The organism is Pseudomonas guineae, assembly GCF_900113745.1.
Classification (GTDB): Bacteria; Pseudomonadota; Gammaproteobacteria; order Pseudomonadales; family Pseudomonadaceae; genus Aquipseudomonas; species Aquipseudomonas guineae.
This window is the reverse complement of sequence record NZ_FOQL01000004.1, coordinates 169757-195139: the sequence shown is the minus strand read 5'-3', so window position 1 is coordinate 195139 and position 25383 is coordinate 169757. Positions and strand designations below refer to the sequence as shown.

Sequence of the window (25383 nt, the reverse complement as noted above, 5' to 3'; positions counted from 1 at the left end):
GCACTTGCCGCCCTGCAACCCTCAGGATTGTTTAATGTTCAAGGCCCTACGTCCCCTCGGCTGGCCCCTACTGGTCGGCGTGCTACTGGCATTGCTGATCATGCAGTATTTTCCGCAATGGGTCGGCTTGCCGGGGCAGGATGTGAACGTGCGCCAGGCCCCGTTCTACAGCCGCATGCAGGAAGGGCCCGTGTCCTATGCCGAGGCGGTAACCACCGCGTCCCCTGCGGTGGCCAACCTTTACACCACCAAGTTCGTTAATAAACCAGCGCATCCGCTGTTTGAAGACCCACAGTTCCGTAAGTTTTTTGGCGATAACCTGCCCAAACAACGGCGTATGGAATCGAGCCTCGGCTCAGCCGTAATCATGAGCCCCGAAGGCTATCTGCTGACCAACAACCATGTGGTGGCCGATGCTGACCAGATTGTGGTGGCGCTCAAAGACGGCCGCGAAACCCTGGCGCGGATGATCGGCAGTGACCCGGAAACCGATCTAGCGGTGCTGAAGATCGACTTGCAGGACCTGCCGTTTATCACTCTTGGTCGCTCGGATAATATCCGCATTGGCGACGTCAGCCTCGCCATCGGCAACCCGTTTGGAGTCGGCCAGACCGTTACCATGGGCATCATCAGCGCCACCGGACGTAACCAACTGGGCCTCAACACCTACGAAGACTTTATCCAGACAGACGCGGCAATCAACCCAGGCAACTCAGGCGGCGCGCTGGTGGATGCCTACGGCAACCTGATCGGCATCAATACCGCGATTTTCTCCAAGTCGGGTGGTTCTCAAGGCATCGGCTTCGCCATTCCGGTGAAGCTGGCGATGGAAGTGATGCAGGCAATTATCGAGCATGGCCAAGTGATTCGCGGCTGGCTGGGTATTGAGGTGCAACCGCTGACCCCGGAGCTGGCAGAGTCCTTCGGTTTGGACGGACGCCCCGGTATCGTCGTAGCCGGTATCTTCCGCGACGGTCCGGCGCAAAAGGCGGGGCTGCAGCCGGGCGATCTAATCCTGCGCATTGCCGGTGAAGCGGCCACTGATGGGCGTCGCTCGATGAATCAGGTGGCACGCGCTAAGCCAGGCGAGCGGATCCGCATCGACATCCTACGCAACGGCGAACCGCTGCAATTAACCGCCGAAATAGGCGTCAGACCCCCCGTTAACGACAAGTAATCCGCCTACGGTGATGCCCGCGCCACAGCACAGCCTGTCGCGCCAGACGGCGCTAGGAATTGGCCGAGATAAAAAAGCCGGAGCGTGATACTCGCTCCGGCTTAGTTAAAACACAGGCGTTACAACCCCTGCAAGGCATCCAGAAGCGCCTGATTCTGCTCCGGCGTACCGATGGTGATGCGCAGGAACTGAGCAATGCGCTGCTGCTTAAAGTGGCGCACGATTACCCCCTGTTCACGCAGCCCCGCCGCTAGCAGCGCTGCATCCTTATCCGGGTGACGGGCAAAGATGAAGTTCGCCGCTGACGGCAGCACCTCAAAACCTAGCGCCTGCAAACCGGCGACAACTGCCTCGCGGCTGTCGATCACGCGCTGGCAGGTCTGCTGAAAGTAGGCCTTGTCCTCGAACGCCGCCGCCGCACCGGCAATCGCCATACGGTCCAGCGGGTAAGAGTTGAAGCTGTTCTTGATCCGCTCCAGCGCCTCGATCAGATCGGGATGACCAACCGCGATACCAACGCGCAGGCCCGCCAGGGAGCGCGACTTGGACAGGGTTTGGCTAACCAGCAGGTTAGGGTATTTATCCACCAGGCTGATCGCCGTCTCGCCGCCAAAATCGATATACGCCTCATCCACCAGCACCACCGTATCGGTGTTGGCCTTGAGTAGACGCTCAATGGCCTCCAGGCCCAGCGCGCAACCGGTCGGGGCGTTGGGGTTAGGGAAGATGATACCGCCGTTGGGCCGCACATAGTCTTCGACGCGAATCTGGAACTGCTCATCCAGCGCGATCGTCTCGGCAGCAATGCCATACAGGCCGCAGTAAACCGGATAGAAGCTGTAGCTGATGTCCGGAAACAGCAACGGCTGACCATGCTGGAACAGACCATGGAAGGCATGAGCCAACACTTCATCGGAGCCATTACCGACAAATACCTGAGCGGGCTGCACGCCATAGTAGTCAGCCACAGCCTGCTTCAGGCGGTCAGCATTGGGGTCCGGGTACAGGCGCAGATTGTCGTTCAGCTCCGCCTGCATGGCCGTGATCGCCTTGGGCGATGGACCGTAGGGGTTCTCGTTGGTATTGAGCTTGACCAGTTTGGCCAGCTTCGGCTGCTCACCCGGCACGTATGGGACCAGGTCTTTGACGAAGGGGCTCCAGAATTTGCTCATCTGCCCTTCTCTCCTCGAATTCAATTCTTGTAGGGTGGACAACGCTTTTTTGTCCACCGTAATTACATGCACATCAGGTGGACAAGAACAGCGTTGTCCACCCTACGCTCAACCCTTGATGCGGTACTCAGCGCTGCGGGCGTGAGCGGTCAGCGACTCGCCACGGGCCAGCACGCTGGCGACCTTGCCCAGCTCGGACGCACCTTCGGCCGAGCAATGGATGATCGACGAGCGCTTCTGGAAGTCGTAGACCCCCAGCGGCGAGGAATACCGCGCAGTACCAGAGGTCGGCAGCACGTGATTGGGCCCCGCGCAGTAATCGCCCAAGGCCTCAGCGGTGTAACGACCCATAAAGATCGCGCCCGCGTGACGGATCAGCGGCAGGTACTGCTCGGGGTTCTCCACCGACAGTTCCAAGTGCTCTGGCGCAATGCGGTTGGCCACCTCAATGGCCTGTGACATATCGGCCACCTGGATCAGCGCGCCACGGCCTTCAAGCGACGTGCGGGCAATGGTTTCACGCTCCAGAGTCGGCAGCAGCTTGGCAATGCTCTCGGCGACGCGGTCAAGGAAAGCCGCATCCGGGCTGACCAGAATCGACTGCGCATCTTCATCGTGCTCAGCCTGGGAGAACAGGTCCATAGCGATCCAGTCCGGATCGGTTTGACCGTCGCACACCACGAGAATCTCCGAAGGCCCGGCGATCATATCGATGCCGACCTTACCGAACACGTGACGCTTGGCGGTAGCGACATAGATATTGCCAGGGCCGACAATTTTATCCACTGGCGGTACGCTTTCAGTGCCATAGGCCAGCGCCGCCACGGCCTGAGCACCGCCGATAGTGAACACGCGGTCGACGCCAGCGATGCACGCTGCGGCGAGGACGAGTTCGTTGATCTCGCCACGCGGGGTCGGCACCACCATCACCACTTCCAATACGCCGGCGACCTTGGCCGGGATGGCGTTCATCAGCACTGAAGAGGGGTACGACGCCTTACCACCGGGCACGTAAAGGCCGGCGCGATCCAGCGGGGTGACCTTCTGCCCCAGCACCGTGCCGTCGGCCTCGGTGTAGCTCCAAGAGTCCTGCTTCTGCCGTTCGTGATAGCTGCGCACGCGCTCGGCGGCGACTTCCAGCGCACGCCGCTGCTCAGGGGTGATACGGGTCAGCGCCAATTCCAGGCGCTCGCGCGGCAGAATCAAATCCGCCATTGAGGCGACATCCAGGCCATCAAACTGTTTAGTGAACTCGACCAGCGCCGCATCGCCACGCTCGCGCACGGCCTTGATGATCTCCAGCACGCGATGGTTGACCGCATCGTCCGAGACACTTTCCCAGCTCAGCAGATGATCCAGATGCTGGGCAAAGTCCTGGTCAGCGGCATTGAGTCGGCGGATAGCGATAGGAGCGGTCATAGCGGGCCTCTTAATTGGCAAATGCTCGGGCGTCGCTAGGCTACCAAGCCCACCGCATGGACGCCCGAGAAAATTGGCTATGACACGGATAGGCAAACGCGGCGTAACGCCGCGGTGAGGGTATTAGCGGGGGTGTCGTGCTTCGACCGCATCACGCAGGGTATCGATCAACGCTTGAATACGCGCGTGTTGCATCTTCATCGACGCCTTGTTAACCACCAAACGCGAGCTGATCGTGGCGATCAGCTCCTGAGCTTCCAAACCATTGGCGCGCAAGGTGTTGCCAGTATCGACCACATCGATGATCTTGTCAGCCAAACCCACCAGCGGTGCCAGCTCCATGGAGCCGTAGAGCTTGATGATGTCGACCTGACGACCCTGCTCGGCGTAATAACGCTTGGCCACATTGACGAACTTAGTCGCCACGCGCAGCCGACCTTTCGGTTCAGGCGCACCGACAGCACCGGCGGTCATCAGCTTGCACTGGGCAATACGCAGGTCCAACGGCTCGTATAAGCCTTGGCCACCGTATTCCATCAGCACGTCTTTACCGGCCACACCGAGGTCCGCCGCGCCATGCTCAACATAGGTCGGCACGTCGGTGGCACGCACGATCAACAGACGCACATCATCCATAGTGGTTGGAATGATCAGCTTGCGGCTTTTGTCCGGGTTTTCGGTAGGCACAATACCGGCCGCTTCAAGCAGCGGCAGGGTGTCATCGAGAATCCGGCCTTTTGACAGAGCAATAGTCAGCATCACAAAACCTAATGTCTAAAAGCGGTTTAAAACGTCGCGAGCGAAGGCCAGGTAGAACGCTACGTTAGTAACAGCCTTCGGCGGGTCAAAACGGCGAGGAAGCGGAGTTAACTGGTGTAAATGAACATTGCTCACTTCACTCGCTCTCCGGGCCGCGCTAGGCGCGTTAGCCGCAGCGGCTTCCGAGCCTATAAATGCAGCATCACACGCGCAGCCCGCAGTAGTTTTGAAACTGCTTCTAGCCCGGTACTCGGCGAATCTTGGCACCCAGCATCTGCAGCTTCTCTTCGATGCACTCGTAACCACGGTCAATGTGATAGATACGATCAATCAGGGTATCACCCTCAGCAACCAGCGCTGAGATGACCAGACTGGCCGAAGCACGCAGGTCAGTGGCCATAACCGGCGCGCCTTTAAGCGTCTCGGTGCCAGTGACGATGGCAGTGTTGCCTTCAACCTGAATCTGCGCGCCCATGCGGATCATTTCATGCACATGCATGAAACGGTTTTCAAATACGGTTTCGATCACCGTGCCGGTGCCCTCGGCAACCGCGTTAAGGGCGACGAACTGCGCCTGCATGTCGGTCGGGAAAGCCGGGTACGGAGCCGTACGCAGATTCACAGCCTTAGGCCGCTTACCGTGCATGTTCAGCTCAATCCAGTCGTTGCCACAGGTGATTTCAGCACCCGCTTCCTGAAGCTTGGACAATACGGCTTCGAGGGTGGTCGGATCAGTATCCTTAACCTTGACCCGGCCGCCGGTGATTGCAGCAGCCACCAGGTAAGTGCCGGTTTCGATACGGTCAGGCATTACGCTGAACCGCGCACCATGTAAGCGCTCAACGCCATCGATGATGATGGTGTCGGTGCCAGCACCGGTAATTTTCGCGCCCATGGCGATCAGGCAATTAGCCAGGTCGACCACTTCCGGCTCGCGGGCTGCGTTTTCCAGCACGCTGCGGCCTTTGGCTAGCGTGGCCGCCATCATGATGTTTTCAGTACCGGTCACGCTGACGGTATCGAAGAAGAAGTGCGCGCCACGTAGACCGCCTTCAGGGGCTTTAGCCTTGATGTAGCCCGCTTCGACATCGATGATCGCGCCCATGGCTTCGAGGCCACGAATGTGCAGGTCAACCGGACGCGAGCCGATGGCGCAACCGCCTGGCAGGGCCACTTCGGCATAGCCAAAGCGCGCCACCATCGGGCCCAGCACCAGAATCGAGGCGCGCATGGTTTTCACCAGCTCGTAGGGCGCGACCAAGGTTTTGATCGCCCGCGCATCGACTTCTACGCTGAGCTTCTCGTCGATGATCGGCTCGATACCCATACGACCGAACAACTCGATCATGGTGGTGATGTCGTGCAAGTGCGGCAGGTTGCAGATGGTGACGGGGGCGTCACCGAGCAGGGTCGCGGCAAGAATCGGCAGGGCAGAGTTCTTCGCCCCGGAAATGCGGATTTCGCCATCAAGGCGCACACCGCCGGTAATAATCAGTTTGTCCATGATTCTCTCGATCTAGGAGCGCGCGGCCCAATCGGCACGGCTAAAGAATTTCATACTCACGGCGTGAATGCTGCCATCAGCGATCCAGGCATTGAGGTGAGCGTAGATCTGCTGCTGACGCTTGACGGGGCTGAGAGCAGCCAACTCATCACTGATCAGGTTCAGCTGAAAGTTGCAGCCTTCGCCTTCAACTCCCACTTGGGTATTCGGCAATTTAGCCTCAAGGAGACTCTTTACTTCTAAGGCCTGCATGCTCAACCTCGATCAATGCATCAATTAACGACAGCGGAGCACACGCTCGCGGGTCGAGCATCATACAAAAAAGCCCCCCGCCTGCGAACCCCGCATTCCTGCCAACCGACCGAAGCCAGAACGACAGTTGCTCAAGATTGCAGTGGCAGAATTTCCAAAAGGCCACAGACGCCGGCAATCTCGTGCATATCTTTGGGCAGGCTGCGCACGCTCATTTTTTTGCCGGCGGCACTGGCGTCGCGCATAAAGGCCAGCAACAAGGACACACCCACGCTGCTGGATTTCTCCACGCCGCCGCAGTCGAGCACGTAAGCATCAGCCTGACTGGCCTTAAGCAAGCGTGCGCCCTCTACACGCAGCGCCGGAGCGCTCTGGTAATCCAGTACCCCAACTAGGCTAAATACACCGGAGGATGCCTCGCTAATGCTGGCCTGACTCACGATGCATTAGTTCCTTGACGGGCCTTGGCCACAGTTTCGGTCCAGCTATCGATAACCTTGTCCAGATCATTACGGTTGTTCTGCATGGCCTGGGAGAACTGGTCACGAAACAGCTTGCCGACGTTGATGCCATTGATGATCACGTTACGCATCTTCCAGGTACCGTCCTGGTTGACCATGGTGTAGGACAATGGATAGACCGCGCCATTACCGTCCTTGATCTCCATGTTGACCGCGGTACGTTGCGGATCCTGCTGGCCGCTTACCGGCAGCACGCGAATATCCTGGTTGTTGTATTCCAATAGCGCGTTGCCATAAAACTGCATCAGGCTACGCTTGAAGTTTTCCTGGAAGCGCTGCATTTGCTCCGGCGAGGCTTGGCGCGAGTAGCGCACAGTCATCACGCCACGGGAAATCCCGTCGACATCGACTACCGGACCGAGAATACTGTTCAGTGCGTCGTAAAACGCAGCCGGATCGGTACGATATTGCTCTTTGTTGGTTTTGAGGTCAGCCAACAGCGTGCTGGTGGTCTGCTGCACCACATCGTGAGCCGCCGGAGCGGCCAGCAGCGAAAAGGACATGGCAGCCAAGCAAACAAAAAGACTGTTACGCAGTGCTTTGATCATGTTCAGTACCTCTATTAATTAGCCTGGTCTTTATTGACTGAGTTGAGTAAAAACTTGCCAATCAGGTCTTCCAGTACCAGCGATGACTGCGTGTCATAAATGGTGCCGCCATCGCCTAGCACCTCCTCTTCGCCGCCCACACTGATGCCTATGTACTTCTCGCCGAGCAGACCCGCCGTCAGGATCGAAGCCGTGGAGTCGGCCGGCAAATTATCAACGGCCTTGTCCACCATCATGGTGACGCGCCCCATGTAGCTGTTGCGATCCAGATCAATCGCGGTGACCTTGCCGATAGTGACACCGGCCATGGTTACTTTTGATCTGACCGTCAAACCGGCGATATTCTCAAAGTGCGCATAAACTTTGTAGGTGTTGTCGGCACTACCAACCGTCAGGCCACTGACCCGCAGGGCTAACAACAACAAAGCCAACAATCCGGCCAACAGGAACAAGCCGACACCCACTTCTAGCGTGCGGTTCTGCATCAGAAATCTCCAAACATCAAAGCGGTCAGAATAAAGTCCAGCCCCAATACGGCGAGCGAGGCGTACACCACAGTTTTCGTGGTGGCACGACTAATCCCTTCCGACGTCGGCTCACAGTCATAGCCCTGAAACACAGCAATCCAGGTCACAACAAACGCAAATACGATGCTCTTGATCACGCCATTGAGCACATCTTCGCGAAACGAAACACTGCTTTGCATATTGGCCCAGAACGAGCCTTCATAAACTCCCAGCCAGTCGACGGCAACCATCGCGCCGCCCCAGATACCGACCACACTGAAGATCATCGCCAGCAGCGGCATCGAAATAAAACCGGCCCACAACCGTGGGGCGACAATGTATTTCAGCGGGTCAACGCCGATCATCGCCAGACTCGACAGCTGCTCGGTGGATTTCATATTGCCGATTTCTGCGGTCAACGCCGACCCGGCGCGCCCAGCAAACAATAAAGCGGTCACCACCGGCCCCAGCTCACGCAGCAAGGTCAGTGCCACCATCTGCCCCACGGCCTGCTCAGAGCCGTACTGGGCCAAAATACTGAAGCCCTGTAATGACAGCACCATGCCGATAAAGATACCGGACACGATAATGATGGCCAGCGACATCACCCCGATCGAATACAGCTGCTTGACCAGCAACTGAAAACCATTGCCCGTCGAGCCACGGCCGAACAGCGCACGCAGCAGAAACAGCCCCGAACGCCCCAGCGTGGCCACTACATCAATACCAGCACGCCCAAACAAGCGCACCCGCTCGAGCAAAGACGCCTTACGCATCAGCGCTCCCCCAGCAAATCATCGCGGTAATTGGTCGCAGGAAAGTGAAACGGCACAGGACCATCGGGGATGCCTTGCATAAATTGGCGTACACGAGGGTCCTCCGAGGCTTTCAACTCGGCTGGCGTGCCCTGCCCCAACACCTGAGTATCACCGACGATATAGATGTAGTCAGCAATGCTGGCGGTTTCCGCCAGGTCATGAGAGACCACAATACTGGTGATACCCAACGCATCGCTGAGCAGACGAATCAGTCGCACCAGAACGCCCATTGCAATTGGGTCTTGCCCCACGAATGGCTCGTCATACATGAGTATTTGCGGGTCCAAAGCGATCGCCCGCGCCAACGCCACGCGACGTTTCATGCCGCCTGACAACTCGTCTGGCATCAAATCCAAGGCGCCGCGCAGGCCCACGGCCTGCAGCTTCATCAGGACGATGTCGCGAATCATCTCTTCTGGCAGCTGGGTATGCACCCGCAACGGAAAGGCGACGTTCTCGAACACATCCAAATCGGTAAATAACGCACCACTCTGGAACAGCACGCCCATCTGCTTGCGCATGTCGAATAAATCGCTGCGCGACAGCGTCGGCAGGTTTACCCCGTTGACCCACACTTCGCCCTGGCTGGGCTTAAGCTCAGCGGCGATCAAACGCAGCAGCGTGGTTTTGCCACAGCCGGACGGCCCCATAATCCCTGTGACTTTGCCACGCGGGATGCGGATATCGATGTTTTTGAAAATATCCCGTTCACCACGCTTGAAACTCAGTTTTTTGAGCTCGACTGCATACGGGTTCTCGGCGCTCATCTGGACTCCTTGCTCAACGCGTGCGTGACTGACGTACAGCCCCGAACAAAGGGCACCACTAGTCGTCTAACGTACCGAAAATGGGCGCGAACTATAGCATCGCGGAACTCACCGCCCAAGATTGATCTTGTCGCCATGGAAAAGCGTCGCGCTGCGCCAGGACCTAACTTGGAACTGGAAAAACTGGGCAGACGCACCTTTACCGTTATAATCAGCTGCTTTTAGCCCGCCCGCCGCAGAGAAGTCATGAGCCAATCCACCGATCTGATTCAGTCCGCGCAGCGCACTATTCGCCTGGAACTCGAAGCCATTCAAGACCTGCTGCAACGCATAAACGGTGATTTCGTGCGTGCCTGCGAGCTGATTCTCGCCAGCAAAGGGCGTGTCGTGGTGGTTGGCATGGGCAAGTCCGGTCACGTCGGTCATAAGATTGCCGCCACCTTAGCCAGCACTGGCACTACCGCTTTTTTTGTCCACCCGGCCGAAGCCAGTCATGGCGACATGGGCATGATCACCCGCGACGACGTGGTGCTAGCACTGTCTAACTCCGGCTCCACTACAGAAATTGTCACCCTGCTGCCGCTGATCAAGCGCCTCGGCATCACCCTCATCAGCATGACCGGCAACCCCGAATCGCCACTGGCCAAGGCCGCTGAAGTCAACCTCGACGCCCGTGTAGCCCAGGAAGCCTGCCCCCTGAACCTGGCGCCAACCTCCTCCACCACGGTTTCTTTGGTACTGGGTGATGCACTGGCCATCGCCTTGCTAGAGGCTCGCGGCTTTACCGCGGAAGACTTCGCCTTCTCCCACCCCGGAGGTGCATTGGGCCGGCGGTTGCTGCTCAAGGTGGAAAACGTCATGCATGCCGGCGCCAGCCTGCCACGCGTCAACCGCGGCACCTCACTTCGCGATGCACTGCTGGAAATGACCCAGAAAGGCCTGGGTATGACCGTGGTCACCGAGGACGACGGTCGTCTTGCCGGAGTCTTCACCGACGGCGACCTACGCCGCACCCTGGATCGCAGCATCGATGTTCGCCTGACTATTATCGATGACGTTATGACGGCACATGGCAAAACCGCCCGCGCCGACATGCTCGCGGCAGAAGCCCTGAAAATCATGGAAGACCACAAGATCAGTTCGCTGGTGGTTATCGACAATAACGACCAGCCGGTCGGTGCACTGAACATGCACGACCTGCTGCGCGCCGGAGTAATGTGATGACCACTGACGTGACTAACCCGGACCTGATGCAGCGCGCCAAGGCCATCAAGCTCGCGATCTTTGACGTCGACGGCGTACTCACCGACGGCAAGCTGTATTTCCTCGTCGACGGCAGCGAGTTCAAAACCTTCAACACCCTCGACGGCCACGGCATCAAAATGCTGATCAACTCCGGGGTACGCACCGCGATCATCAGCGGCCGCAAGACCCCAGTGGTTGAGCGCCGCGCGCAGAACCTAGGCATTCAACACCTGTACCAAGGCCGCGAAGACAAGCTGGTGGTACTCGATGAGCTACTCGGCGAGCTGGGCCTAGACTATGCACAAGTCGCTTACTTAGGTGACGACCTGCCCGATCTGCCGGTGATCCGCCGTGTGGGCCTGGGCATGGCAGTCGCCAGCGCCGACGCATTTGTTCGCCAGCACGCGCATGGCGTGACCCGCGCTCGCGGCGGCGAAGGTGCCGCCCGCGAATTTTGTGAGCTGATCATGCACGCTCAAGGCACCCTTGATGCCGCTCAAGCCGCTTACCTATAAGGCCAATCATGCCCCGCAAGTTATTCAACATTGTCCTGCTTACTAGTGTCGCATTGCTGGTGGCGGCACTCGGCTATTGGAACCTCAGCCCGGAAGGCTTTAATCAACAGCCCGACAAGGCCGCGACCGACAACGCCGTCGACTTTTACGCCACTAACACCTATACCGTGCAGTACCAAGCCGATGGCAAGCTGCATTACGAGCTAACGGCCGACAAAGTCGAGCACATCAAGGCCAGCGACATTACCCTGATGGCCAGCCCGAATATGAATCTATTCCGCGGCACAGAACTGCCTTGGAAAATCCGTAGTGAGCGCGGTGAAGTCTCGCCAGGCGGCACAGAGGTCGAATTAATTGAGAACGTGCGCGTCGAACGCACCGACGCCAAAGGCCGCCCGACCATCCTCACCACCAGCCGTCTGACCGTATTCCCCGAGAAGGAATATGCGCAGACCCAGCAAGCCGTTAGAATCGTCGCGGCCAACGGGGTGACCACGGCAACAGGAATGAAAGCGTACATGAATGACGGCAGGATGCTCCTGCTGTCCAACGTAAGAGGTCAGCATGAGGCTCGTTAACACCCTCCCCCTACTACTCAGCCTCAGCGCCGCACTCGGAAGTGCGAGTGCCTGGGCCCTGCCGTCAGACCGCGAACAACCGATCCGCATCCAGGCCGACAGCGCAGAGCTTGATGATAAACAAGGCGTGGCGGTTTACCGCGGCGATGTTGTGATTACTCAAGGCACACTGAAGATCACGGGCAACACCGTGACCATCACCCAGAACGCCCAAGGCGATGTGGAAGTGTTCACCTCAGTCGGCAAGCCTGCCTACTACGAACAACTGCCATCGGCCGACAAGCAGGTCGTCAAGGCCTACGGCCTGACCATCCAGTACTTCATGGCCAATGATCGCGTGGTATTGATTGACCAGGCCAAGGTGATCCAAGAAGGCAACACCTTCGAAGGCGAGAAAATCGTCTATGACACCCAGCGCCAGATCGTTAACGCCGGCCGCGCAACAGGTACCAACATCACTGCGCCACGTCCGCGCATTGATATGGTGATCCAGCCGAAGAACAAACCAGCCGAACAGCAGGCGCAGTAATAATGGCCACATTGAAAGCCCAACACCTGGCCAAAAGCTACAAAGGCCGCCAGGTCGTACGCGACGTCAGCCTGAGCATCGACAGCGGACAAATCGTCGGCCTGCTGGGCCCCAACGGCGCCGGCAAGACCACCTGTTTCTATATGATCGTCGGCCTGGTGCAGGCCGATCAGGGCCGCGTGATGATCGACGACCTCGACGTCAGCCATCAACCCATGCATGGCCGTGCGCGCGCCGGTATCGGCTATCTGCCACAGGAAGCCTCGATTTTTCGCAAGCTCAGCGTGGCCGACAACATTATGGCCATCCTGGAAACCCGTAAAGACCTCGACGGCGCATCACGCCGCAAGGAGCTTGAGGGCCTGCTGCAGGAATTCCATATCAGCCACATCCGCGACAACCTCGGCATGAGCCTGTCCGGTGGTGAGCGCCGCCGCGTTGAAATTGCTCGCGCCCTGGCAACCAACCCCAAATTCATCCTGCTCGACGAGCCCTTCGCCGGTGTCGACCCCATCTCCGTGGGTGACATCAAGCAGATCATCCATCACCTTAAGGCCAAGGGCATCGGCGTATTAATCACCGACCACAATGTCCGCGAGACCTTGGACATTTGCGAAACGGCTTACATTGTCAGCGATGGCCAACTGATCGCCGAAGGTGATGCCGAGACCATCCTGGCCAACCAGACAGTAAAAGAAGTTTACCTGGGGCATGAGTTCCGACTGTAAACACAGCTTTTCTCAAGCCTGTTGCAGCCAAGGCTAGGCAAAAGCTTTAGAGTCAGGCATATAATTTGCTTCCTGGTGGCGTTTTTAAAAACGCCCTGTAGTGGACTGCGCACAGACGCCGGTAAATAAGGTCTGCAATGAAACCATCGCTCGTCCTGAGAATGGGCCAGCAGCTGACGATGACACCGCAGCTGCAACAGGCCATCCGTCTACTCCAATTGTCGACCTTGGATCTGCAACAAGAGATCCAGGAGGCCCTGGAGTCCAACCCGATGCTCGAACGCCAAGAAGAAGGCGATGATTTCGACAATTCGGACCCCATGGCTGATGGCGCAGAAAGCGCAACCCCCAACGAACAACCCGAAGCGCCTTACCAAGAAACCACCTACCAAGAAGCCACCCAAACCGTGGACAACTTGGAAGAAGGTGACTGGGGTGAACGTATTCCTAATGAGCTGCCTGTCGACACCGCCTGGGAAGATATTTACCAGACCAGCGCCAGCAGCTTACCGAGCAGCACTAACGATGATGACGAGTGGGACTTCACCACCCGCACCTCCAGCGGTGAAAGCCTGCAAAGCCATCTGCTCTGGCAGCTCAACTTGGCGCCCATGTCCGACAAGGACCGTCTTATCGGTATAACTCTGATTGACTGCATCAACGATCAAGGTTACTTGGAAGAAACGCTCGAAGAAGTGGTAGACGCTTTTGACCCCGAGTTAGATATCGAACTCGACGAAGTCGAAGCCGTGCTGCACCGCATTCAGCAGTTCGAGCCCACCGGCATTGCGGCACGCAACCTTGGTGAATGCTTGCTCCTGCAACTGCGCCAGCTGCCGGCAAAAACGCTGTGGCTAAGCGAAGCTCAGCGCCTGGCTAACGACTACCTCGACCTACTCGGCAGTCGCGACTATAGCCAACTGATGCGGCGCATGAAGCTTAAGGAAGATGAACTGCGCCAAGTCATCGACTTGATCCAGAGCCTCAACCCGCGCCCCGGCTCGCAGATCGAATCTAGTGAGCCGGAATACGTGGTGCCCGACGTGATTGTGCGCAAACACAACGAACGCTGGCTGGTGGAGTTGAACCAAGAAGCCATGCCGCGCCTGCGCGTCAACGCGCAATACGCCGGGTTTGTGAAGCGCGCCGACTCCAGTGCCGACAACACCTTTATGCGCAACCAGCTGCAAGAAGCACGCTGGTTTATCAAAAGTCTGCAAAGCCGCAACGAAACCCTGATGAAGGTTGCCACGCAAATCGTCGAACATCAGCGCGGCTTCCTCGATTACGGCGATGAGGCAATGAAACCCTTGGTACTGCACGACATTGCTGAAGCGGTGGGCATGCACGAGTCGACCATCTCGCGGGTGACCACGCAGAAGTTTATGCACACCCCGCGCGGCATTTACGAGCTGAAGTACTTCTTTTCCAGCCACGTCAGCACCTCCGAAGGAGGCGAATGCTCGTCGACCGCGATACGTGCCATCATCAAAAAACTGGTCGCCGCTGAAAATGCGAAAAAGCCGTTGAGTGACAGCAAGATCGCTGGTCTACTGGAGGCACAAGGCATTCAAGTCGCTCGCCGTACGGTTGCAAAATATCGTGAATCCCTCGGAATATCGCCTTCCAGCGAGCGCAAACGATTGATCTAAGGCGATACGAAAAAGGAAGACAGATCGCACTGCACAGAACGCTCCAGACCACACCTTTTGCTATGCGGCCAGACTGCCAGTCAATAATTGGCGCTCATACCAAATCAGTTCTGCCAGAGTTTTCCACGCCACAGTGTTCCGGCGGCAGGCCTCTTGCCTGCCTCTTACACTCGGTAAAAAGGAGAAAGCGGTATGCAAGTCAACATCAGTGGACATCAGCTGGATGTGACCGACGCCCTACGCGACTATATCGGTGAGAAATTCAGCCGATTAGAGCGCCACTTCGACAAGATCACCAACGTACAAGTCATCATGGAGGTCGAGAAGCTCAAGCAGAAAATCGAAGCGACCCTGCATATCGCAGGCGGTGAAGTCGTCGCCAATGCCGAACATGACGACATGTACGCCGCCATCGATTTACTCACCGACAAACTCGATCGACAACTCATCAAACACAAGGAAAAACAGCTCGATCGTCAACAAGGCGCTATGGCCCGCTGACGTCGTCTATCTCCTATGATCAGACTTGAAACCATCCTGACCCCCGGCCGTTCCTTAGTGAACGTGCCGGGCGGCAGTAAAAAACGTGTTCTCGAACAGATTGCCAACCTAGTGGCGCGTGAGCTGCCTGATCTGGATGGCCAAGACATTTTCGAAAGCCTGATTGCCCGTGAAAAGCTCGGTTCAACTGGCTTCGGTAATGGCATCGCCATTCCGCACTGCCGCCTGCCGGGTTGCACGGCGCCGATCAGCGCCCTTCTGCGCCTGGACGCCGCTGTCGACTTCGATGCCATCGATGGCGCACCCGTCGACCTGCTGTTTGTTCTGTTGGTACCAGAAGCGGCCACTGATGCTCACCTGGAGTTGCTTCGGCAGATCGCCAGCATGCTCGATCGCAGCGATGTGCGCGCCAGCCTGCGTCAAGCCGAAAGCAGCGAAGCCTTGTATCAAGTGGTAGTCGACATACAAAGCCAACTTACATAGAGCCTGAACATGCGCCTGATCATCGTTAGCGGTCGTTCCGGCTCGGGGAAGAGCACGGCCCTCGATGTACTCGAGGACAACGGTTTCTACTGCATCGACAACCTGCCCGCCGGGCTGCTGCCTGAGCTGGCCGAACGCGCCCTGCTGCATACTGAGTTGCTGCATCCGCAGGTCGCTGTGTCAATTGATGCACGCAACCTGCCGAGCCACCTCAAGCGCTTTCCTGAGCTGCTCGAAGAAGTTCGCGCCCGACATATTAAGTGCGATGTGCTCTACCTGGACGCCGACGAAGAAACCCTGCTCAAACGCTTTTCGGAAACTCGCAGACGCCATCCGCTGACTAACGAAAATCGCTCGCTGGCTGAAGCCATCGCCGATGAAAGCTCGCTGCTGGGGCCGATCATCGACTTGGCCGACCTGAAGATCGACACCACTCACCTCAACCTCTACCAGCTGCGTGACAGCCTCAAGTTGCGCCTGCTCAACCAGCCTGAGCCAGGCACCGCATTTCTACTGGAGTCCTTTGGTTTTAAACGTGGGATGCCAGTGGATGCGGACCTAGTCTTCGATGTGCGCTGCCTACCGAACCCCTACTGGAAGCCGGATCTGCGCGATTTTTCGGGGCTGGACCAGCCGGTGGTTGAGTACCTCAGCGCCCAGGCCGATGTCGAAGACATGTACCAGGACATCCTCGCCTACCTGACCAAATGGCTGCCACGCTTTGCCGCCAGTAACCGTGCCTATGTCACGATAGCGATAGGTTGTACCGGCGGACACCACCGATCGGTTTACCTGGCCAACCGCTTGGGTGAAACCCTCAAGCCCATCCTGAAAAACGTTCAGATCCGTCACCGCGACCTCAGTTAAGGAATTGCCGCGATGCCCGCCTGCGAAATCATCATCATCAACAAACTTGGCCTGCATGCCCGTGCCGCGGCCAAGTTTGTTGGCGTCGCAGGGCGCTTTCCTTGTCAGGTCAAAGTCGGCCGCAGCGCCGACAGCCTAGTCGACGGCAAAAGCATCATGGCGGTGATGATGCTCGCCGCCGGCAAAGGCACCACCGTGCACTTGCATGCCGAAGGCGAGCAGGATAGCGATGCCATTAGCGCCCTGAGCGACTTGATCAACAACTTCTTCGACGAAGGCGAGTAGCACACTGCCAGATAGAAAAGGGGCTGACCGCTAAAGCGACAGCCCCTTTTTCATAGCTGCTAATCAGCTGCCCGCTACCGTCATCCGCTCAATCAGCACCGAGCCAGTGCGAATGTTGCTGCGCAGTTCCAAGTCATTACCGACTGCAACAATCTGCTTGAACATGTCGCGCAGGTTGCCCGCGATAGTGACTTCCTGCACTGGGAACTGGATCTCACCGTTCTCCACCCAATAACCGCCGGCACCACGCGAATAGTCCCCCGTGACCATATTGAGCCCCTGCCCCATCAGCTCAGTCACCAACAAGCCGCGCCCCATGCGCTTAAGCAGTGCTCTCTGGTCTTCATCACCATGGCTGACAAACAAGTTATGCACACCGCCCGAGTTAGCGGTGCTAGGCATGCCCAGCTTGCGCCCGGAATAGGTGCCCAGCACGTAGGACAACAACTCGCCGCGCTCGACAAAAGACTTGGCGTAGGTCGCCAGGCCGTCGCCATCGAAGGCCGCGCTGCCCAGCGCACGTGGAATATGCGGGCGCTCATCAATGCTCAGCCACTCGGGGAACAACTGCTGCCCCAATGTGCCTTCCAGAAACGAAGATTTACGGTACAGATTGCCGCCGGAAATAGCCGCCAGGAAACTGCCAAACAGCCCGCCCGCCAGCTCAGCGGCAAACAGCACCGGAACCTCACAGGTTGGCACCGGGCGCGCGCCCAGGCGGCTGACGGCACGCTCGGCAGCACGTCGACCGATGCTGCCAGCATCTGCCAACAGCTCGCCCTGGCGGCTAACGTCATACCAGTAGTCACGCTGCATTTGCCCGGCGGCTTCGGCGATCATTACGCAGCTCAGGCTATGCCGAGTACTGGCATAACCGCTGACGAAGCCATGGCTATTGCCATAAACCCGGCAACCTTGGTGAGTATTGAGGGTAGTGCCATCGGCGTTCTTGATCCGCTGGTCCGCCGCAAAAGCAGCAGATTCACAACTCAGTGCTTGCTCGATGGCCTGCTCCGGCGTGATTGACCAGGCGTGATACAGATCCAGCTGCGGCAGCTCGCGAGCCATCAGCCCAGCATCGGCCAGCCCAGCGCACTCGTCTTCGGAGGCGTGCTTGGCAATCGCCAAGGCCGCCGCGACCGTTTCGCGAATGGCTGCTTCACCGCTGGCAGAGGTGCTGGCCGAGCCCTTGCGCTGACCGACATACAGGGTGATACCAAAACCTTGATCACGGTTGAACTCGACCGTTTCCACTTCTCCCTGGCGCACCGTAGTGGATAAACCCTGCTCCACCGACACAGCCACCTCACAGGCGCTGGCACCTTGCTTTTTAGCCTCGGCAATAATCTGCTCCACCTGCGCCTGTAATTGCGGCACGGCCTGGGGCCCGACTGTATCTACTGCACTCATAAAAACTCCTGAACGATAAGCGGCAAGCGCGACCATAAAGGCCAGACGCTTACAGCTGGAAACTTGCTGCTATCATGGCGGCGTTTTCCACTGGACCGCCACCATGTCTGAATACCTTGACGACTTCTCCGGCGAGAAGAGCAAAACCCAGGTCAAGCGCGAGTTTCATGCGCTACAAGATCTGGGGCAACGCCTGACTACCCTAAAGCTTGACCTGCTGAACAAGCTGCCGCTGACCGATGAGCTGCGCCGTGCACTCGCCGAAGCGCCCAAGCACACCGCCAATGCCGCAAAGAAGCGTCATGTGCAGTTTATCGGCCGGCTTATGCGCGATCAGGACATCGAATCCATCCTGAGCTTGCTTGACCAGCTAGATGCATCGACACGTCAGTACAACGAACGCTTCCACAACCTAGAACGTTGGCGCGATCGTTTAATCAACGGTAACGATGACACCTTGGAGGCCTTTGTCGGCGAGTATGCCGACGCTGACCGCCAACACTTGCGGCAACTGACCCGCCAAGCCCAACACGAGCTGGCACAGAACAAAGCGCCTGCCGCCTCCCGTAAAATCTTCAAATACATCCGCGAACTGGATGAAGCGCAACGCGGCCTGCGCTGAACGGGGCCCAAACAGCAGCCTATAGGTGGGATCAACGCAGCGAAGCCCAATGCAATATTGGGCTTCAGCGAGCTCCCAACCTAGAAGCGGTAAAGCCAGCAGACAAAACCACCCAGCGTCACAGTCACCACCTCAACAAACCCTAGGGTGCCTAGCCAGCGCACACTCCGCAGGGTCTTGCTTGGACGAACTCGCCCAAGCGAAAACGCGATAACCGTCCAGCGGCCCAGCGAAAAGCACAGCCACTCGAAGAACCAACCGAACAGCAGCCCACTAAGCAGTTCACCCACAATTTACGCGCCTGTGCCGCCCACCGTAATCGCATCGATTTTCAGCGTCGGTTGGCCGACCCCGACCGGCAGCGACTGCCCGTCTTTGCCGCACGTACCCACGCCGCTGTCCAACGCTAGGTCGTTACCGACCATTGACACCCTGCTCATGGCTTCCGGACCATTACCGATCAAGGTTGCACCTTTGACCGGCGCGGTGATCTTGCCGTCCTCGATCAGGTAGGCCTCGCTGGTAGAGAACACGAACTTGCCGCTGGTGATGTCGACTTGGCCGCCGCCTAGGTTGGCGCAATAGATGCCCTTCTTCACCGAGCGGATGATCTCCTCCGGGTCGCTCTCACCGGCGAGCATGTAGGTGTTGGTCATGCGCGGCATCGGCAGGTGCGCGTAAGACTCACGCCTGCCGTTACCCGTAGCGGCAACGCCCATCAGGCGCGCGTTCAACTTGTCCTGCATATAGCCCTTGAGCACACCGTTCTCGATCAACGTGGTGCATTGGGTTTGGGTGCCTTCATCATCCATACTCAGCGAGCCACGGCGCTCAAACAAAGTGCCGTCATCGACGATGGTGCAAAGGCTGGAGGCGACTTTCTCGCCCATTTTCCCACTGTAGGCCGAACTGCCCTTACGGTTGAAGTCGCCCTCTAGACCATGACCGACCGCCTCGTGCAACAGCACGCCAGACCAGCCCGCGCCCATCACCACCGGCATGCTGCCAGCGGGTGCGGGAATCGCCTCCAGGTTAACCAGCGCCTGGCGCAACGCCTCACGGGCATAGCCCATGGCGCGCTCTTCGTTATTGCTGGTCTGCTCAAGGAAATAGCGGTAATCGGTGCGCCCGCCGCCGCCATGACCGCCACGCTCACGCCGACCGTTTTGCTCGACGATCACGCTGACGTTGAAGCGAACTAGCGGCCGGATATCAGCCCCCAAGCTGCCGTCAGCGGCGGCGACCAAGATACGATCCCAGACGCCTGCCAGGCTGACCGTAACCTGCTGAATACGTGGATCAAGGGCGCGGGTGGCAACATCGATGCGCTTGAGCAGCTCAACTTTTTCCGCACGCCCCAGCACATCCAGTGGATTGTCCTGGGCATACAGCGGCTTGACCAGCGGGCTGTTGAACGCCTGCACACGAGCATTTTGCCCGGCCCGGGCAATCGAACGGGCCGCGCGAGCAGCCTGGCTCAGGGCATCCGCGGTGATCGCATTACTGTAGGCGAAGCCGGTTTTCTCACCGGACTGCGCACGCACGCCAACCCCCTGATCGAGGTTGAAGCTACCTTCTTTGACGATGCCATCTTCCAGCGCCCAGGTTTCGGAAACCTGGCTCTGGAAGTACAGGTCAGCCGCATCGATCCCCGGCCCGGCTAAGTCAGCCAAAACACCGGGTAGGTGGTCAATGGTCAAACCACCGGGGCCGAGCAGATGCTCGCTGACGGATACCAACATATCGCTCATAACTACTCCAAACCTGGCAGCCGCGGTTCGGCCGCTGCAAAAAATCGTTTATGTCGCACCACCGGCATACGCTGGCGAATCGCCGCTTGTTCAGTGGCATCGCGCTCAGCCAACACCACACCAGGGCCTTGCGGCAGCTCACCGAGTACCTGCCCCCAAGGGTCGACAATCGCCGAATGGCCAAAGGTCTCGCGTCCGCCTGGATGAGTGCCGCCCTGTCCGGCTGCCAGCACATAGCACTGGGTTTCAATCGCCCGCGCACGGGTCAATACCTGCCAATGCGCTTCGCCGGTCACGGCGGTGAATGCCGCCGGCACACTGATCAACTCCGCCCCGGCGCCGCGCAACGCGCTATAAAGCTCAGGGAAGCGCAGGTCATAACAAACCGTCAGGCCCAGACGGCCGAATGGCGTATCCGCCACCACCACTTGATTGCCGAACGCGTAATCATCGGATTCACGGTAGCGACCGTGATTGTCGCTGACATCCACATCGAACAGGTGCAGCTTGTCGTAACGCGCCACCTGCTGACCGCAGTCATCGATCAGCAGTGAGCACGCATGGGCTTTGGCTTCGGGCTGACCATCTGGCGGCAAAGGCAAGGTGCCCGCAACGATCCACAACCCCAGATCACGAGCGGTTTGCCGCAGCCAGGGCAGAATCGGCCCGTCACCCTGCGCTTCGGCACGCCCCAACGCGGCGAGATCCTGCCGCCCCATGGCTGCGAAATTTTCCGGCAGCACCACCAGGCGCGCGTCCTGCGCGGCAGCCTGCTCTAACAGCTGGCGCGCTTGGAGTAAGTTGGCTGCAACATCGGCCTGGCTGACCATTTGGATGACGGCGAGGGTCATGGCGGTTTTATCTCAATCCCTAAAATCAGCCTTCAGCTTACAAGCCATGCCGGCAGACTGCACGGCTGTCTATCCGCCGAACAGGATTTACTGAGGCTTTTCAAAGGGCTTATCGAAGCTGATATCCGGGCTCTGCCAAGGCCCCGTGACGTCGTATTGCACACTGGCAAAGCGCGCAACGCGATCACCCAGCAGCTTATCGGCGACAAATAGCGCCCCCCCGATGGCCGGCGCACCGACTATTAATGCCGCCAACGGCAGGTTGTTGGTCACCGGTAAGGTCACCAACAATTTGGCATCAATGCGGTCATTGGCCATGTCCAGCGTGCCCTTCAACTCCAAGTTGCTCGATGGCCCTTCCAGTGCGATCGGATCACGGGTGACAAACACTCCGCTCTTAGCCTCCAGGACGCCTTTGACCCGGTCATAGCTCAGGCCCTTACCCAGCAGGTCGGAGAAGTCCAACCGCAAGCGGCGGCCAATCGAATTAAAATTCAGCAAACCAAATACTCGCAGCGCCGAAGCCGGCCCTTCAACCTCGGAGAACTGCCCTTTGCGCAGGGAAGCATCCAGCGTACCGCTAAGGCGCTTCATACTGAACCAGGCCGGCGATCCTGGCCAAGCAGCATCCACATCCACATGAAAGTCTCGGCTGCTGGCGGTGGGGGCATAGCCCCAAGCAATCAGCACGTCGGCCAGATCCGCGCCACCCAGCCGACCTGTATAGGCCGTGCGCATGCCACTGGCAGTTTGCAGCCAGGTCGCTCGACCAGCCACTTTTAAGCCTTTAAGGTTGAGATCCAACTCGCTGAAGTGCACGCCCGTCTCTACCGGACGTGCCTTGAGCGACCAACTGCCCAGTGGCTCGATACCCTGAAAGACTTCGTCGATACGCACGTCCAGAGCCGGGAAACGACTTGGGTCAACCGCCGCCAGCGGGTCAGGCGCGTCCACCACAGGGGCGTCTTTAGCCTTGGGCACCGCTGCGGGAAAACGTAAGTAGTCGAGCGTCAGCGCAATCGGCGACCCGGCAGTATCCGGCAGGCCCACCTTGCCTTTCACCTGCGGGCTGTCGAGACTGACGGACCAAGTCGCCGCGTCGCGCTTAACCCCGACCTCCAGCGCCTCCAGGCTGACGCCGAAGCCGGTGAAGCGGGCAATACGCAACTGAGCATCTTTAAACAACCGCTGCGCCTCATTGACCGGCACATTGGCATAGGGCTGCAATACTTGTTGCCAGGCCGGCCAATCCAGCTCTGCCACGCGCCCACGCACACGCAGCCCCTGGCTGGTTGGCAACCGGGCAGGGCCGTCGGCTAAGCGAATCTCACCCCGCCCTTGATTAAACTGGCCGGGGCTCGCCGCGAAAGATAGGCTCAGTAAATCGGCGTAATCCAGCCAGTAACGCCGCTCGCGCCCGCCCAGGCTCATACGCCACTCGGTGCTGCGCGCGTCACTGGCCACCTTGCCGAAAGGTGCCGGCAGCGAAATCGTCGCTCCCTTGAGGGAGGAGTTCACGCTCAGCTGGCTGTCGGCGCCGTCCAGGGTCAGACGCAAGCGGTAGGGCAGATTGCCGCCAACGGGCAGAGGCTGAGTAACCCCGAGCCAGGTGCTCAGCTCATTTACCGCAATCTGCCCGCGGGCCTCAATGCGGCTGCGTGCTTTACCCGGAGAGCCCTCGGCCACGGCCTTACCGCGCACGGCATGGCCGAGCACCTGAGCACGAATATCCGGAGCACTTAGACCACTGGCGGTGTTGTAGCGAAATGCGCCCTGCAACTGGCTGAATTGCAGTGGCGGATTAGGCAGGCTGAGCTGCGCACCTGCGGTGGCGAAATCCACCACCACGGCAGGGGCCAGCCCCTTGCGCAAGGGTAGGTCAAGCTTGAGCTTGCCGGTCAACGCCCCCTCACCACTCCAGCCAGCAAAGGTTTCTGCAGTACCGATCGGCGTCTGCTGCAAGATGTGCAGGGCGTCCTCAACCGTGCTGCTCAACTCACTGGTTAACAGTAAGCGCGGTGGTTGACCCGGTAATGAAGGGGCGATAAAGGCCTCAGCATTGCGCACCTGACTATCAAGCAAGCGCCCCTCAGCAAGCGCCACACGCACGCCGGTGTGTTCAATTGACACCGTTCCGCGGGCCTCACGCAGCGCCGGCCAGCCTGGCTGAAAGGCCAGATCCGCGTCATGCACAGCAAAGAACAGGCTGATGCTGCGCGCGGCACTCTGTGCGCCCTTGTTCAGCGAGCCCTGGTACTGGAAATAGCCTTCATCGACCGCGCCGCCGCGGATGGCGCTTTTCAGCCAGGCATCCAGCTCGTGGCTAAAGCCCGGCGAGCGACTCGGCAGATACTTTTCGGTAAAGCGCGCATCGCCGTTACGCAGGCCGACGCGCAAGTCCATATAGTCTTCTTCGCTCGGGTCGAAACGCAGGCGGATGAGAAAATCCCCGGCCGCAGGGCCTTCTTCGCCCACCACCTGTAAGTACGGGCTGCGCAGGGTGAAGGCCTGCTCATCAATCTGCCAAGTCAGTAGCGCATTGGCGGTTTTGTAGCGCCAGGGGCTGGCAAACAACGTATCAAAATGCAGGGAAAAATCTTCGCTATCGAGCCGCAGCTCGCCCTGACCCAAATCACCACTGATGCTGCCGCTGACATTCTCCGCAGCCGGTGAGCCGTGCCATGCAGCAAAGCCAATGCGCTCGAGATTGGCCGAGAACTGCAAACGCTTGCTGTCGGTCAACCCTGGCCGATAGTCAAGCTGGATATTGTGTAATTCACCCTGCGGCTTAAGCTGCTCCAGTAACGCCAGCGCGTTATCCGGCAAGGGTGCAAGTGCCGCCACCAGCGGTTGTAACGGCGCCACATCAAGCTGCTCAGCACTGAGCAACCATTGCTCGTGCACCTCACTGCTTTCCGCCTGCTGGGTCAGCGCCAGGCGCACTTCGCCCCAGCGCTGCTCGCCCTGACTGAAAGCCAGGTCATCCAATAACAGCTTGAAACCTAAATCGGTGCGGGTGAAATAGGCATTCAGCGCCAGGTTATTCAGCGCAACCGACTCGCGCTGAGCATAGCCCGCCTTAAGCTGGGGCACATGCAAGCGGCTAACGGCGCGTTGCACACCGCCCTTGGCCCAACTCAGCCAGATTTCACCGCCCATTTGCAACTGTTCAAGTCGCCATTGCGCCAGCAGACTCGCGGGCACCCAGGCCGCCCAATCGCTCTGCGGCAGGCTCAGGTAAAGGTCGGCCTCTGCATCCTGCCAGCGTTCGGCACGAAGACGTGTGCGCAACTGCAGGGCCAGCGGCTGACCATCCGGTAACAGCAGCCGACCGTCCAAACGCTGGCGCGTGCTACCGTTGCGCAGGGTGAGGTTTACGTAGGTCAGCGTCCGCACCGGCTGATCGTAGGCTTGCACGGTCACTTGGCTGTTAATCAGCGTCAGGCGCTTAACCGCCTGCGACTGCGCCAGCAGCTGAGTCAGACTCAGCTGCGCGGGCTCGCTGCGTTGCGGCAAGCCCTTGAGCGACCAACGACCATCTTTGCTCTGCGCCACCACCAGTTGCACGCCATCCAGCTCAAGTCGGGCAATCCGTACCTGGCGCGCCAACAAACTGGCTAGCACGTCGGGCACCACACGCACTTGATCCAGCTGTAACGTCCCCGCCCCCTCGCCAATCACCACATCATGGGCTGTCAGCAGCGGTGAGAACCCTTGCCAAAGACCTTCAAGCGCGCCGATCTGTACTGGCAAAGTCAGCACTTGGCGAGCTTTGTCTTCGGCCTCCAAGCGGTATTCGGCGACCAGTGGTACCAGCTCGCGACCGAGGCTGACATACAGGGCGGCGAGCACTAACGACAAGGCGCACAGCCCCAGTGCCGTGCGCAGCAACAGGGAAAGTCCGCGCGCCAACGCTTCCATTC

27 protein-coding genes are annotated in these 25383 nt (G+C 58.8%); 12 read left to right on the top strand and 15 right to left on the bottom strand.

What is annotated here, in order from left to right:
- The first annotated feature begins 34 nt into the window (after nucleotides 1–34).
- The gene (algW, locus tag BMZ32_RS15140) at nucleotides 35–1177 is read left to right on the top strand and encodes a Do family serine endopeptidase AlgW (RefSeq protein WP_090243443.1); all 1143 of its coding nucleotides are present in this window, start codon (nucleotides 35–37) and stop codon (nucleotides 1175–1177) included.
- Between the two features lie 119 nt (nucleotides 1178–1296).
- Here algW and hisC read toward each other — a convergent pair whose 3' ends face one another.
- From hisC to BMZ32_RS15090, 10 genes are all read right to left on the bottom strand, one after another.
- Entirely contained in the window at nucleotides 1297–2349 is a 1053-nt protein-coding gene (hisC, locus tag BMZ32_RS15135) for a histidinol-phosphate transaminase (RefSeq protein ID WP_090243441.1), read from the bottom strand.
- Nucleotides 2350–2457: 108 nt separating this feature from the next.
- A complete protein-coding gene (gene hisD / locus BMZ32_RS15130) occupies nucleotides 2458–3768 on the bottom strand; it encodes a histidinol dehydrogenase (protein ID WP_090243438.1) in 1311 nt (436 codons plus the stop codon).
- A 123-nt stretch (nucleotides 3769–3891) separates the two neighbouring features.
- Nucleotides 3892–4527, bottom strand: coding sequence for an ATP phosphoribosyltransferase (hisG, locus tag BMZ32_RS15125; RefSeq protein WP_090243436.1), 636 nt, complete (start codon nucleotides 4525–4527; stop codon nucleotides 3892–3894).
- A 238-nt stretch (nucleotides 4528–4765) separates the two neighbouring features.
- Nucleotides 4766–6031 carry a UDP-N-acetylglucosamine 1-carboxyvinyltransferase gene (murA, locus tag BMZ32_RS15120; RefSeq protein WP_090243434.1) on the bottom strand — a complete coding sequence of 422 codons (1266 nt, stop codon included), beginning with the start codon at nucleotides 6029–6031 and terminating at the stop codon, nucleotides 4766–4768.
- A gap of 12 nt (nucleotides 6032–6043) precedes the next feature.
- Nucleotides 6044–6283, bottom strand: coding sequence for a BolA family protein (locus tag BMZ32_RS15115; protein ID WP_090243433.1), 240 nt, complete (start codon nucleotides 6281–6283; stop codon nucleotides 6044–6046).
- 131 nt (nucleotides 6284–6414) lie between these two features.
- On the bottom strand, nucleotides 6415–6723 hold the full coding sequence (locus BMZ32_RS15110) for an STAS domain-containing protein (RefSeq protein ID WP_090243431.1): 309 nt from the start codon (nucleotides 6721–6723) through the stop codon (nucleotides 6415–6417).
- Complete coding sequence (locus BMZ32_RS15105) at nucleotides 6720–7352, bottom strand: MlaC/ttg2D family ABC transporter substrate-binding protein (RefSeq protein ID WP_090243429.1); 633 nt, start codon at nucleotides 7350–7352, stop codon at nucleotides 6720–6722. The genes BMZ32_RS15110 and BMZ32_RS15105 overlap by 4 nt, the downstream gene beginning before the upstream one ends.
- A gap of 14 nt (nucleotides 7353–7366) precedes the next feature.
- Nucleotides 7367–7837, bottom strand: coding sequence for an outer membrane lipid asymmetry maintenance protein MlaD (mlaD, locus tag BMZ32_RS15100; RefSeq protein ID WP_090243427.1), 471 nt, complete (start codon nucleotides 7835–7837; stop codon nucleotides 7367–7369).
- Nucleotides 7837–8634 carry a lipid asymmetry maintenance ABC transporter permease subunit MlaE gene (gene mlaE / locus BMZ32_RS15095; RefSeq protein ID WP_090243424.1) on the bottom strand — a complete coding sequence of 266 codons (798 nt, stop codon included), beginning with the start codon at nucleotides 8632–8634 and terminating at the stop codon, nucleotides 7837–7839. The genes mlaD and mlaE overlap by 1 nt, the downstream gene beginning before the upstream one ends.
- Nucleotides 8634–9443 carry an ATP-binding cassette domain-containing protein gene (locus BMZ32_RS15090; protein WP_090243422.1) on the bottom strand — a complete coding sequence of 270 codons (810 nt, stop codon included), beginning with the start codon at nucleotides 9441–9443 and terminating at the stop codon, nucleotides 8634–8636. Before BMZ32_RS15090 ends, mlaE begins: the two co-directional genes overlap by 1 nt.
- A 246-nt stretch (nucleotides 9444–9689) precedes the next feature.
- Between BMZ32_RS15090 and BMZ32_RS15085 the strand changes: the two genes are divergently transcribed.
- The 10 genes from BMZ32_RS15085 (at nucleotide 9690) to BMZ32_RS15040 (ending at nucleotide 16826) form a co-directional block, all read left to right on the top strand.
- On the top strand, nucleotides 9690–10664 hold the full coding sequence (locus BMZ32_RS15085; protein ID WP_090243420.1) for a KpsF/GutQ family sugar-phosphate isomerase: 975 nt from the start codon (nucleotides 9690–9692) through the stop codon (nucleotides 10662–10664).
- Nucleotides 10664–11203: a KdsC family phosphatase gene (locus BMZ32_RS15080; protein WP_090243418.1), complete on the top strand. Its 540-nt coding sequence runs from the start codon at nucleotides 10664–10666 to the stop codon at nucleotides 11201–11203. Before BMZ32_RS15085 ends, BMZ32_RS15080 begins: the two co-directional genes overlap by 1 nt.
- Nucleotides 11204–11211: 8 nt before the next feature.
- Nucleotides 11212–11781 (top strand): LPS export ABC transporter periplasmic protein LptC, encoded by a 570-nt coding sequence (gene lptC / locus BMZ32_RS15075; protein ID WP_090243417.1) that lies wholly within the window; start codon nucleotides 11212–11214, stop codon nucleotides 11779–11781.
- Nucleotides 11768–12310, top strand: coding sequence for a lipopolysaccharide transport periplasmic protein LptA (lptA, locus tag BMZ32_RS15070; RefSeq protein WP_090243416.1), 543 nt, complete (start codon nucleotides 11768–11770; stop codon nucleotides 12308–12310). Before lptC ends, lptA begins: the two co-directional genes overlap by 14 nt.
- Before the next feature lie 2 nt (nucleotides 12311–12312).
- Nucleotides 12313–13038, top strand: a complete 726-nt coding sequence (gene lptB, locus BMZ32_RS15065; RefSeq protein WP_090243414.1) for an LPS export ABC transporter ATP-binding protein — start codon at nucleotides 12313–12315, stop codon at nucleotides 13036–13038.
- Nucleotides 13039–13175: 137 nt separating this feature from the next.
- On the top strand, nucleotides 13176–14690 hold the full coding sequence (locus BMZ32_RS15060) for an RNA polymerase factor sigma-54 (RefSeq protein ID WP_090243412.1): 1515 nt from the start codon (nucleotides 13176–13178) through the stop codon (nucleotides 14688–14690).
- Nucleotides 14691–14882: 192 nt separating this feature from the next.
- Nucleotides 14883–15191 (top strand): ribosome hibernation-promoting factor, HPF/YfiA family, encoded by a 309-nt coding sequence (hpf, locus tag BMZ32_RS15055; protein ID WP_090243410.1) that lies wholly within the window; start codon nucleotides 14883–14885, stop codon nucleotides 15189–15191.
- 15 nt (nucleotides 15192–15206) lie between these two features.
- Complete coding sequence (gene ptsN / locus BMZ32_RS15050; RefSeq protein WP_090243407.1) at nucleotides 15207–15674, top strand: PTS IIA-like nitrogen regulatory protein PtsN; 468 nt, start codon at nucleotides 15207–15209, stop codon at nucleotides 15672–15674.
- A gap of 9 nt (nucleotides 15675–15683) precedes the next feature.
- Entirely contained in the window at nucleotides 15684–16541 is an 858-nt protein-coding gene (gene rapZ / locus BMZ32_RS15045) for an RNase adapter RapZ (RefSeq protein WP_090243405.1), read from the top strand.
- Nucleotides 16542–16553: 12 nt separating this feature from the next.
- Nucleotides 16554–16826, top strand: a complete 273-nt coding sequence (locus BMZ32_RS15040) for an HPr family phosphocarrier protein (protein WP_090243404.1) — start codon at nucleotides 16554–16556, stop codon at nucleotides 16824–16826.
- Nucleotides 16827–16889: 63 nt separating this feature from the next.
- Here BMZ32_RS15040 and pmbA read toward each other — a convergent pair whose 3' ends face one another.
- Entirely contained in the window at nucleotides 16890–18236 is a 1347-nt protein-coding gene (gene pmbA, locus BMZ32_RS15035; RefSeq protein WP_090243402.1) for a metalloprotease PmbA, read from the bottom strand.
- A 103-nt stretch (nucleotides 18237–18339) separates the two neighbouring features.
- On the opposite strand from pmbA, the gene yjgA reads away from it, so the two are divergent.
- Entirely contained in the window at nucleotides 18340–18858 is a 519-nt protein-coding gene (gene yjgA / locus BMZ32_RS15030) for a ribosome biogenesis factor YjgA (RefSeq protein WP_090243400.1), read from the top strand.
- 80 nt (nucleotides 18859–18938) lie between these two features.
- Here yjgA and BMZ32_RS15025 read toward each other — a convergent pair whose 3' ends face one another.
- The 4 genes from BMZ32_RS15025 to BMZ32_RS15010 form a co-directional block, all read right to left on the bottom strand.
- Nucleotides 18939–19148, bottom strand: a complete 210-nt coding sequence (locus BMZ32_RS15025) for a hypothetical protein (protein WP_090243398.1) — start codon at nucleotides 19146–19148, stop codon at nucleotides 18939–18941.
- A 3-nt stretch (nucleotides 19149–19151) separates the two neighbouring features.
- Nucleotides 19152–20609, bottom strand: a complete 1458-nt coding sequence (tldD, locus tag BMZ32_RS15020; protein WP_090243396.1) for a metalloprotease TldD — start codon at nucleotides 20607–20609, stop codon at nucleotides 19152–19154.
- A gap of 2 nt (nucleotides 20610–20611) precedes the next feature.
- The gene (locus BMZ32_RS15015) at nucleotides 20612–21460 is read right to left on the bottom strand and encodes a carbon-nitrogen hydrolase family protein (RefSeq protein WP_090243394.1); all 849 of its coding nucleotides are present in this window, start codon (nucleotides 21458–21460) and stop codon (nucleotides 20612–20614) included.
- 87 nt (nucleotides 21461–21547) lie between these two features.
- A complete protein-coding gene (locus BMZ32_RS15010) occupies nucleotides 21548–25381 on the bottom strand; it encodes a YhdP family protein (protein ID WP_090243392.1) in 3834 nt (1277 codons plus the stop codon).
- Nucleotides 25382–25383 lie beyond the last annotated feature (2 nt).

What these genes read in the sequence shown, in the direction of transcription:
- BMZ32_RS15090 (WP_090243422.1), bottom strand. Translation starts at nt 9,443, where the DNA reads ATGAGCGCCGAGAACCCGTATGCAGTCGAGCTCAAAAAACTGAGTTTC.
- mlaE (WP_090243424.1), bottom strand. Translation starts at nt 8,634, where the DNA reads ATGCGTAAGGCGTCTTTGCTCGAGCGGGTGCGCTTGTTTGGGCGTGCT.
- lptB (WP_090243414.1), top strand. Translation starts at nt 12,313, where the DNA reads ATGGCCACATTGAAAGCCCAACACCTGGCCAAAAGCTACAAAGGCCGC.
- yjgA (WP_090243400.1), top strand. Translation starts at nt 18,340, where the DNA reads ATGTCTGAATACCTTGACGACTTCTCCGGCGAGAAGAGCAAAACCCAG.
- hpf (WP_090243410.1), top strand. Translation starts at nt 14,883, where the DNA reads ATGCAAGTCAACATCAGTGGACATCAGCTGGATGTGACCGACGCCCTA.
- murA (WP_090243434.1), bottom strand. Translation starts at nt 6,031, where the DNA reads ATGGACAAACTGATTATTACCGGCGGTGTGCGCCTTGATGGCGAAATC.
- BMZ32_RS15115 (WP_090243433.1), bottom strand. Translation starts at nt 6,283, where the DNA reads ATGCAGGCCTTAGAAGTAAAGAGTCTCCTTGAGGCTAAATTGCCGAAT.
- algW (WP_090243443.1), top strand. Translation starts at nt 35, where the DNA reads ATGTTCAAGGCCCTACGTCCCCTCGGCTGGCCCCTACTGGTCGGCGTG.
- lptC (WP_090243417.1), top strand. Translation starts at nt 11,212, where the DNA reads ATGCCCCGCAAGTTATTCAACATTGTCCTGCTTACTAGTGTCGCATTG.
- hisG (WP_090243436.1), bottom strand. Translation starts at nt 4,527, where the DNA reads ATGCTGACTATTGCTCTGTCAAAAGGCCGGATTCTCGATGACACCCTG.
- BMZ32_RS15085 (WP_090243420.1), top strand. Translation starts at nt 9,690, where the DNA reads ATGAGCCAATCCACCGATCTGATTCAGTCCGCGCAGCGCACTATTCGC.
- pmbA (WP_090243402.1), bottom strand. Translation starts at nt 18,236, where the DNA reads ATGAGTGCAGTAGATACAGTCGGGCCCCAGGCCGTGCCGCAATTACAG.
- BMZ32_RS15010 (WP_090243392.1), bottom strand. Translation starts at nt 25,381, where the DNA reads ATGGAAGCGTTGGCGCGCGGACTTTCCCTGTTGCTGCGCACGGCACTG.
- rapZ (WP_090243405.1), top strand. Translation starts at nt 15,684, where the DNA reads ATGCGCCTGATCATCGTTAGCGGTCGTTCCGGCTCGGGGAAGAGCACG.
- mlaD (WP_090243427.1), bottom strand. Translation starts at nt 7,837, where the DNA reads ATGCAGAACCGCACGCTAGAAGTGGGTGTCGGCTTGTTCCTGTTGGCC.
- hisD (WP_090243438.1), bottom strand. Translation starts at nt 3,768, where the DNA reads ATGACCGCTCCTATCGCTATCCGCCGACTCAATGCCGCTGACCAGGAC.
- lptA (WP_090243416.1), top strand. Translation starts at nt 11,768, where the DNA reads ATGAGGCTCGTTAACACCCTCCCCCTACTACTCAGCCTCAGCGCCGCA.
- hisC (WP_090243441.1), bottom strand. Translation starts at nt 2,349, where the DNA reads ATGAGCAAATTCTGGAGCCCCTTCGTCAAAGACCTGGTCCCATACGTG.
- ptsN (WP_090243407.1), top strand. Translation starts at nt 15,207, where the DNA reads ATGATCAGACTTGAAACCATCCTGACCCCCGGCCGTTCCTTAGTGAAC.
- BMZ32_RS15105 (WP_090243429.1), bottom strand. Translation starts at nt 7,352, where the DNA reads ATGATCAAAGCACTGCGTAACAGTCTTTTTGTTTGCTTGGCTGCCATG.
- tldD (WP_090243396.1), bottom strand. Translation starts at nt 20,609, where the DNA reads ATGAGCGATATGTTGGTATCCGTCAGCGAGCATCTGCTCGGCCCCGGT.
- BMZ32_RS15060 (WP_090243412.1), top strand. Translation starts at nt 13,176, where the DNA reads ATGAAACCATCGCTCGTCCTGAGAATGGGCCAGCAGCTGACGATGACA.
- BMZ32_RS15080 (WP_090243418.1), top strand. Translation starts at nt 10,664, where the DNA reads ATGACCACTGACGTGACTAACCCGGACCTGATGCAGCGCGCCAAGGCC.
- BMZ32_RS15040 (WP_090243404.1), top strand. Translation starts at nt 16,554, where the DNA reads ATGCCCGCCTGCGAAATCATCATCATCAACAAACTTGGCCTGCATGCC.
- BMZ32_RS15015 (WP_090243394.1), bottom strand. Translation starts at nt 21,460, where the DNA reads ATGACCCTCGCCGTCATCCAAATGGTCAGCCAGGCCGATGTTGCAGCC.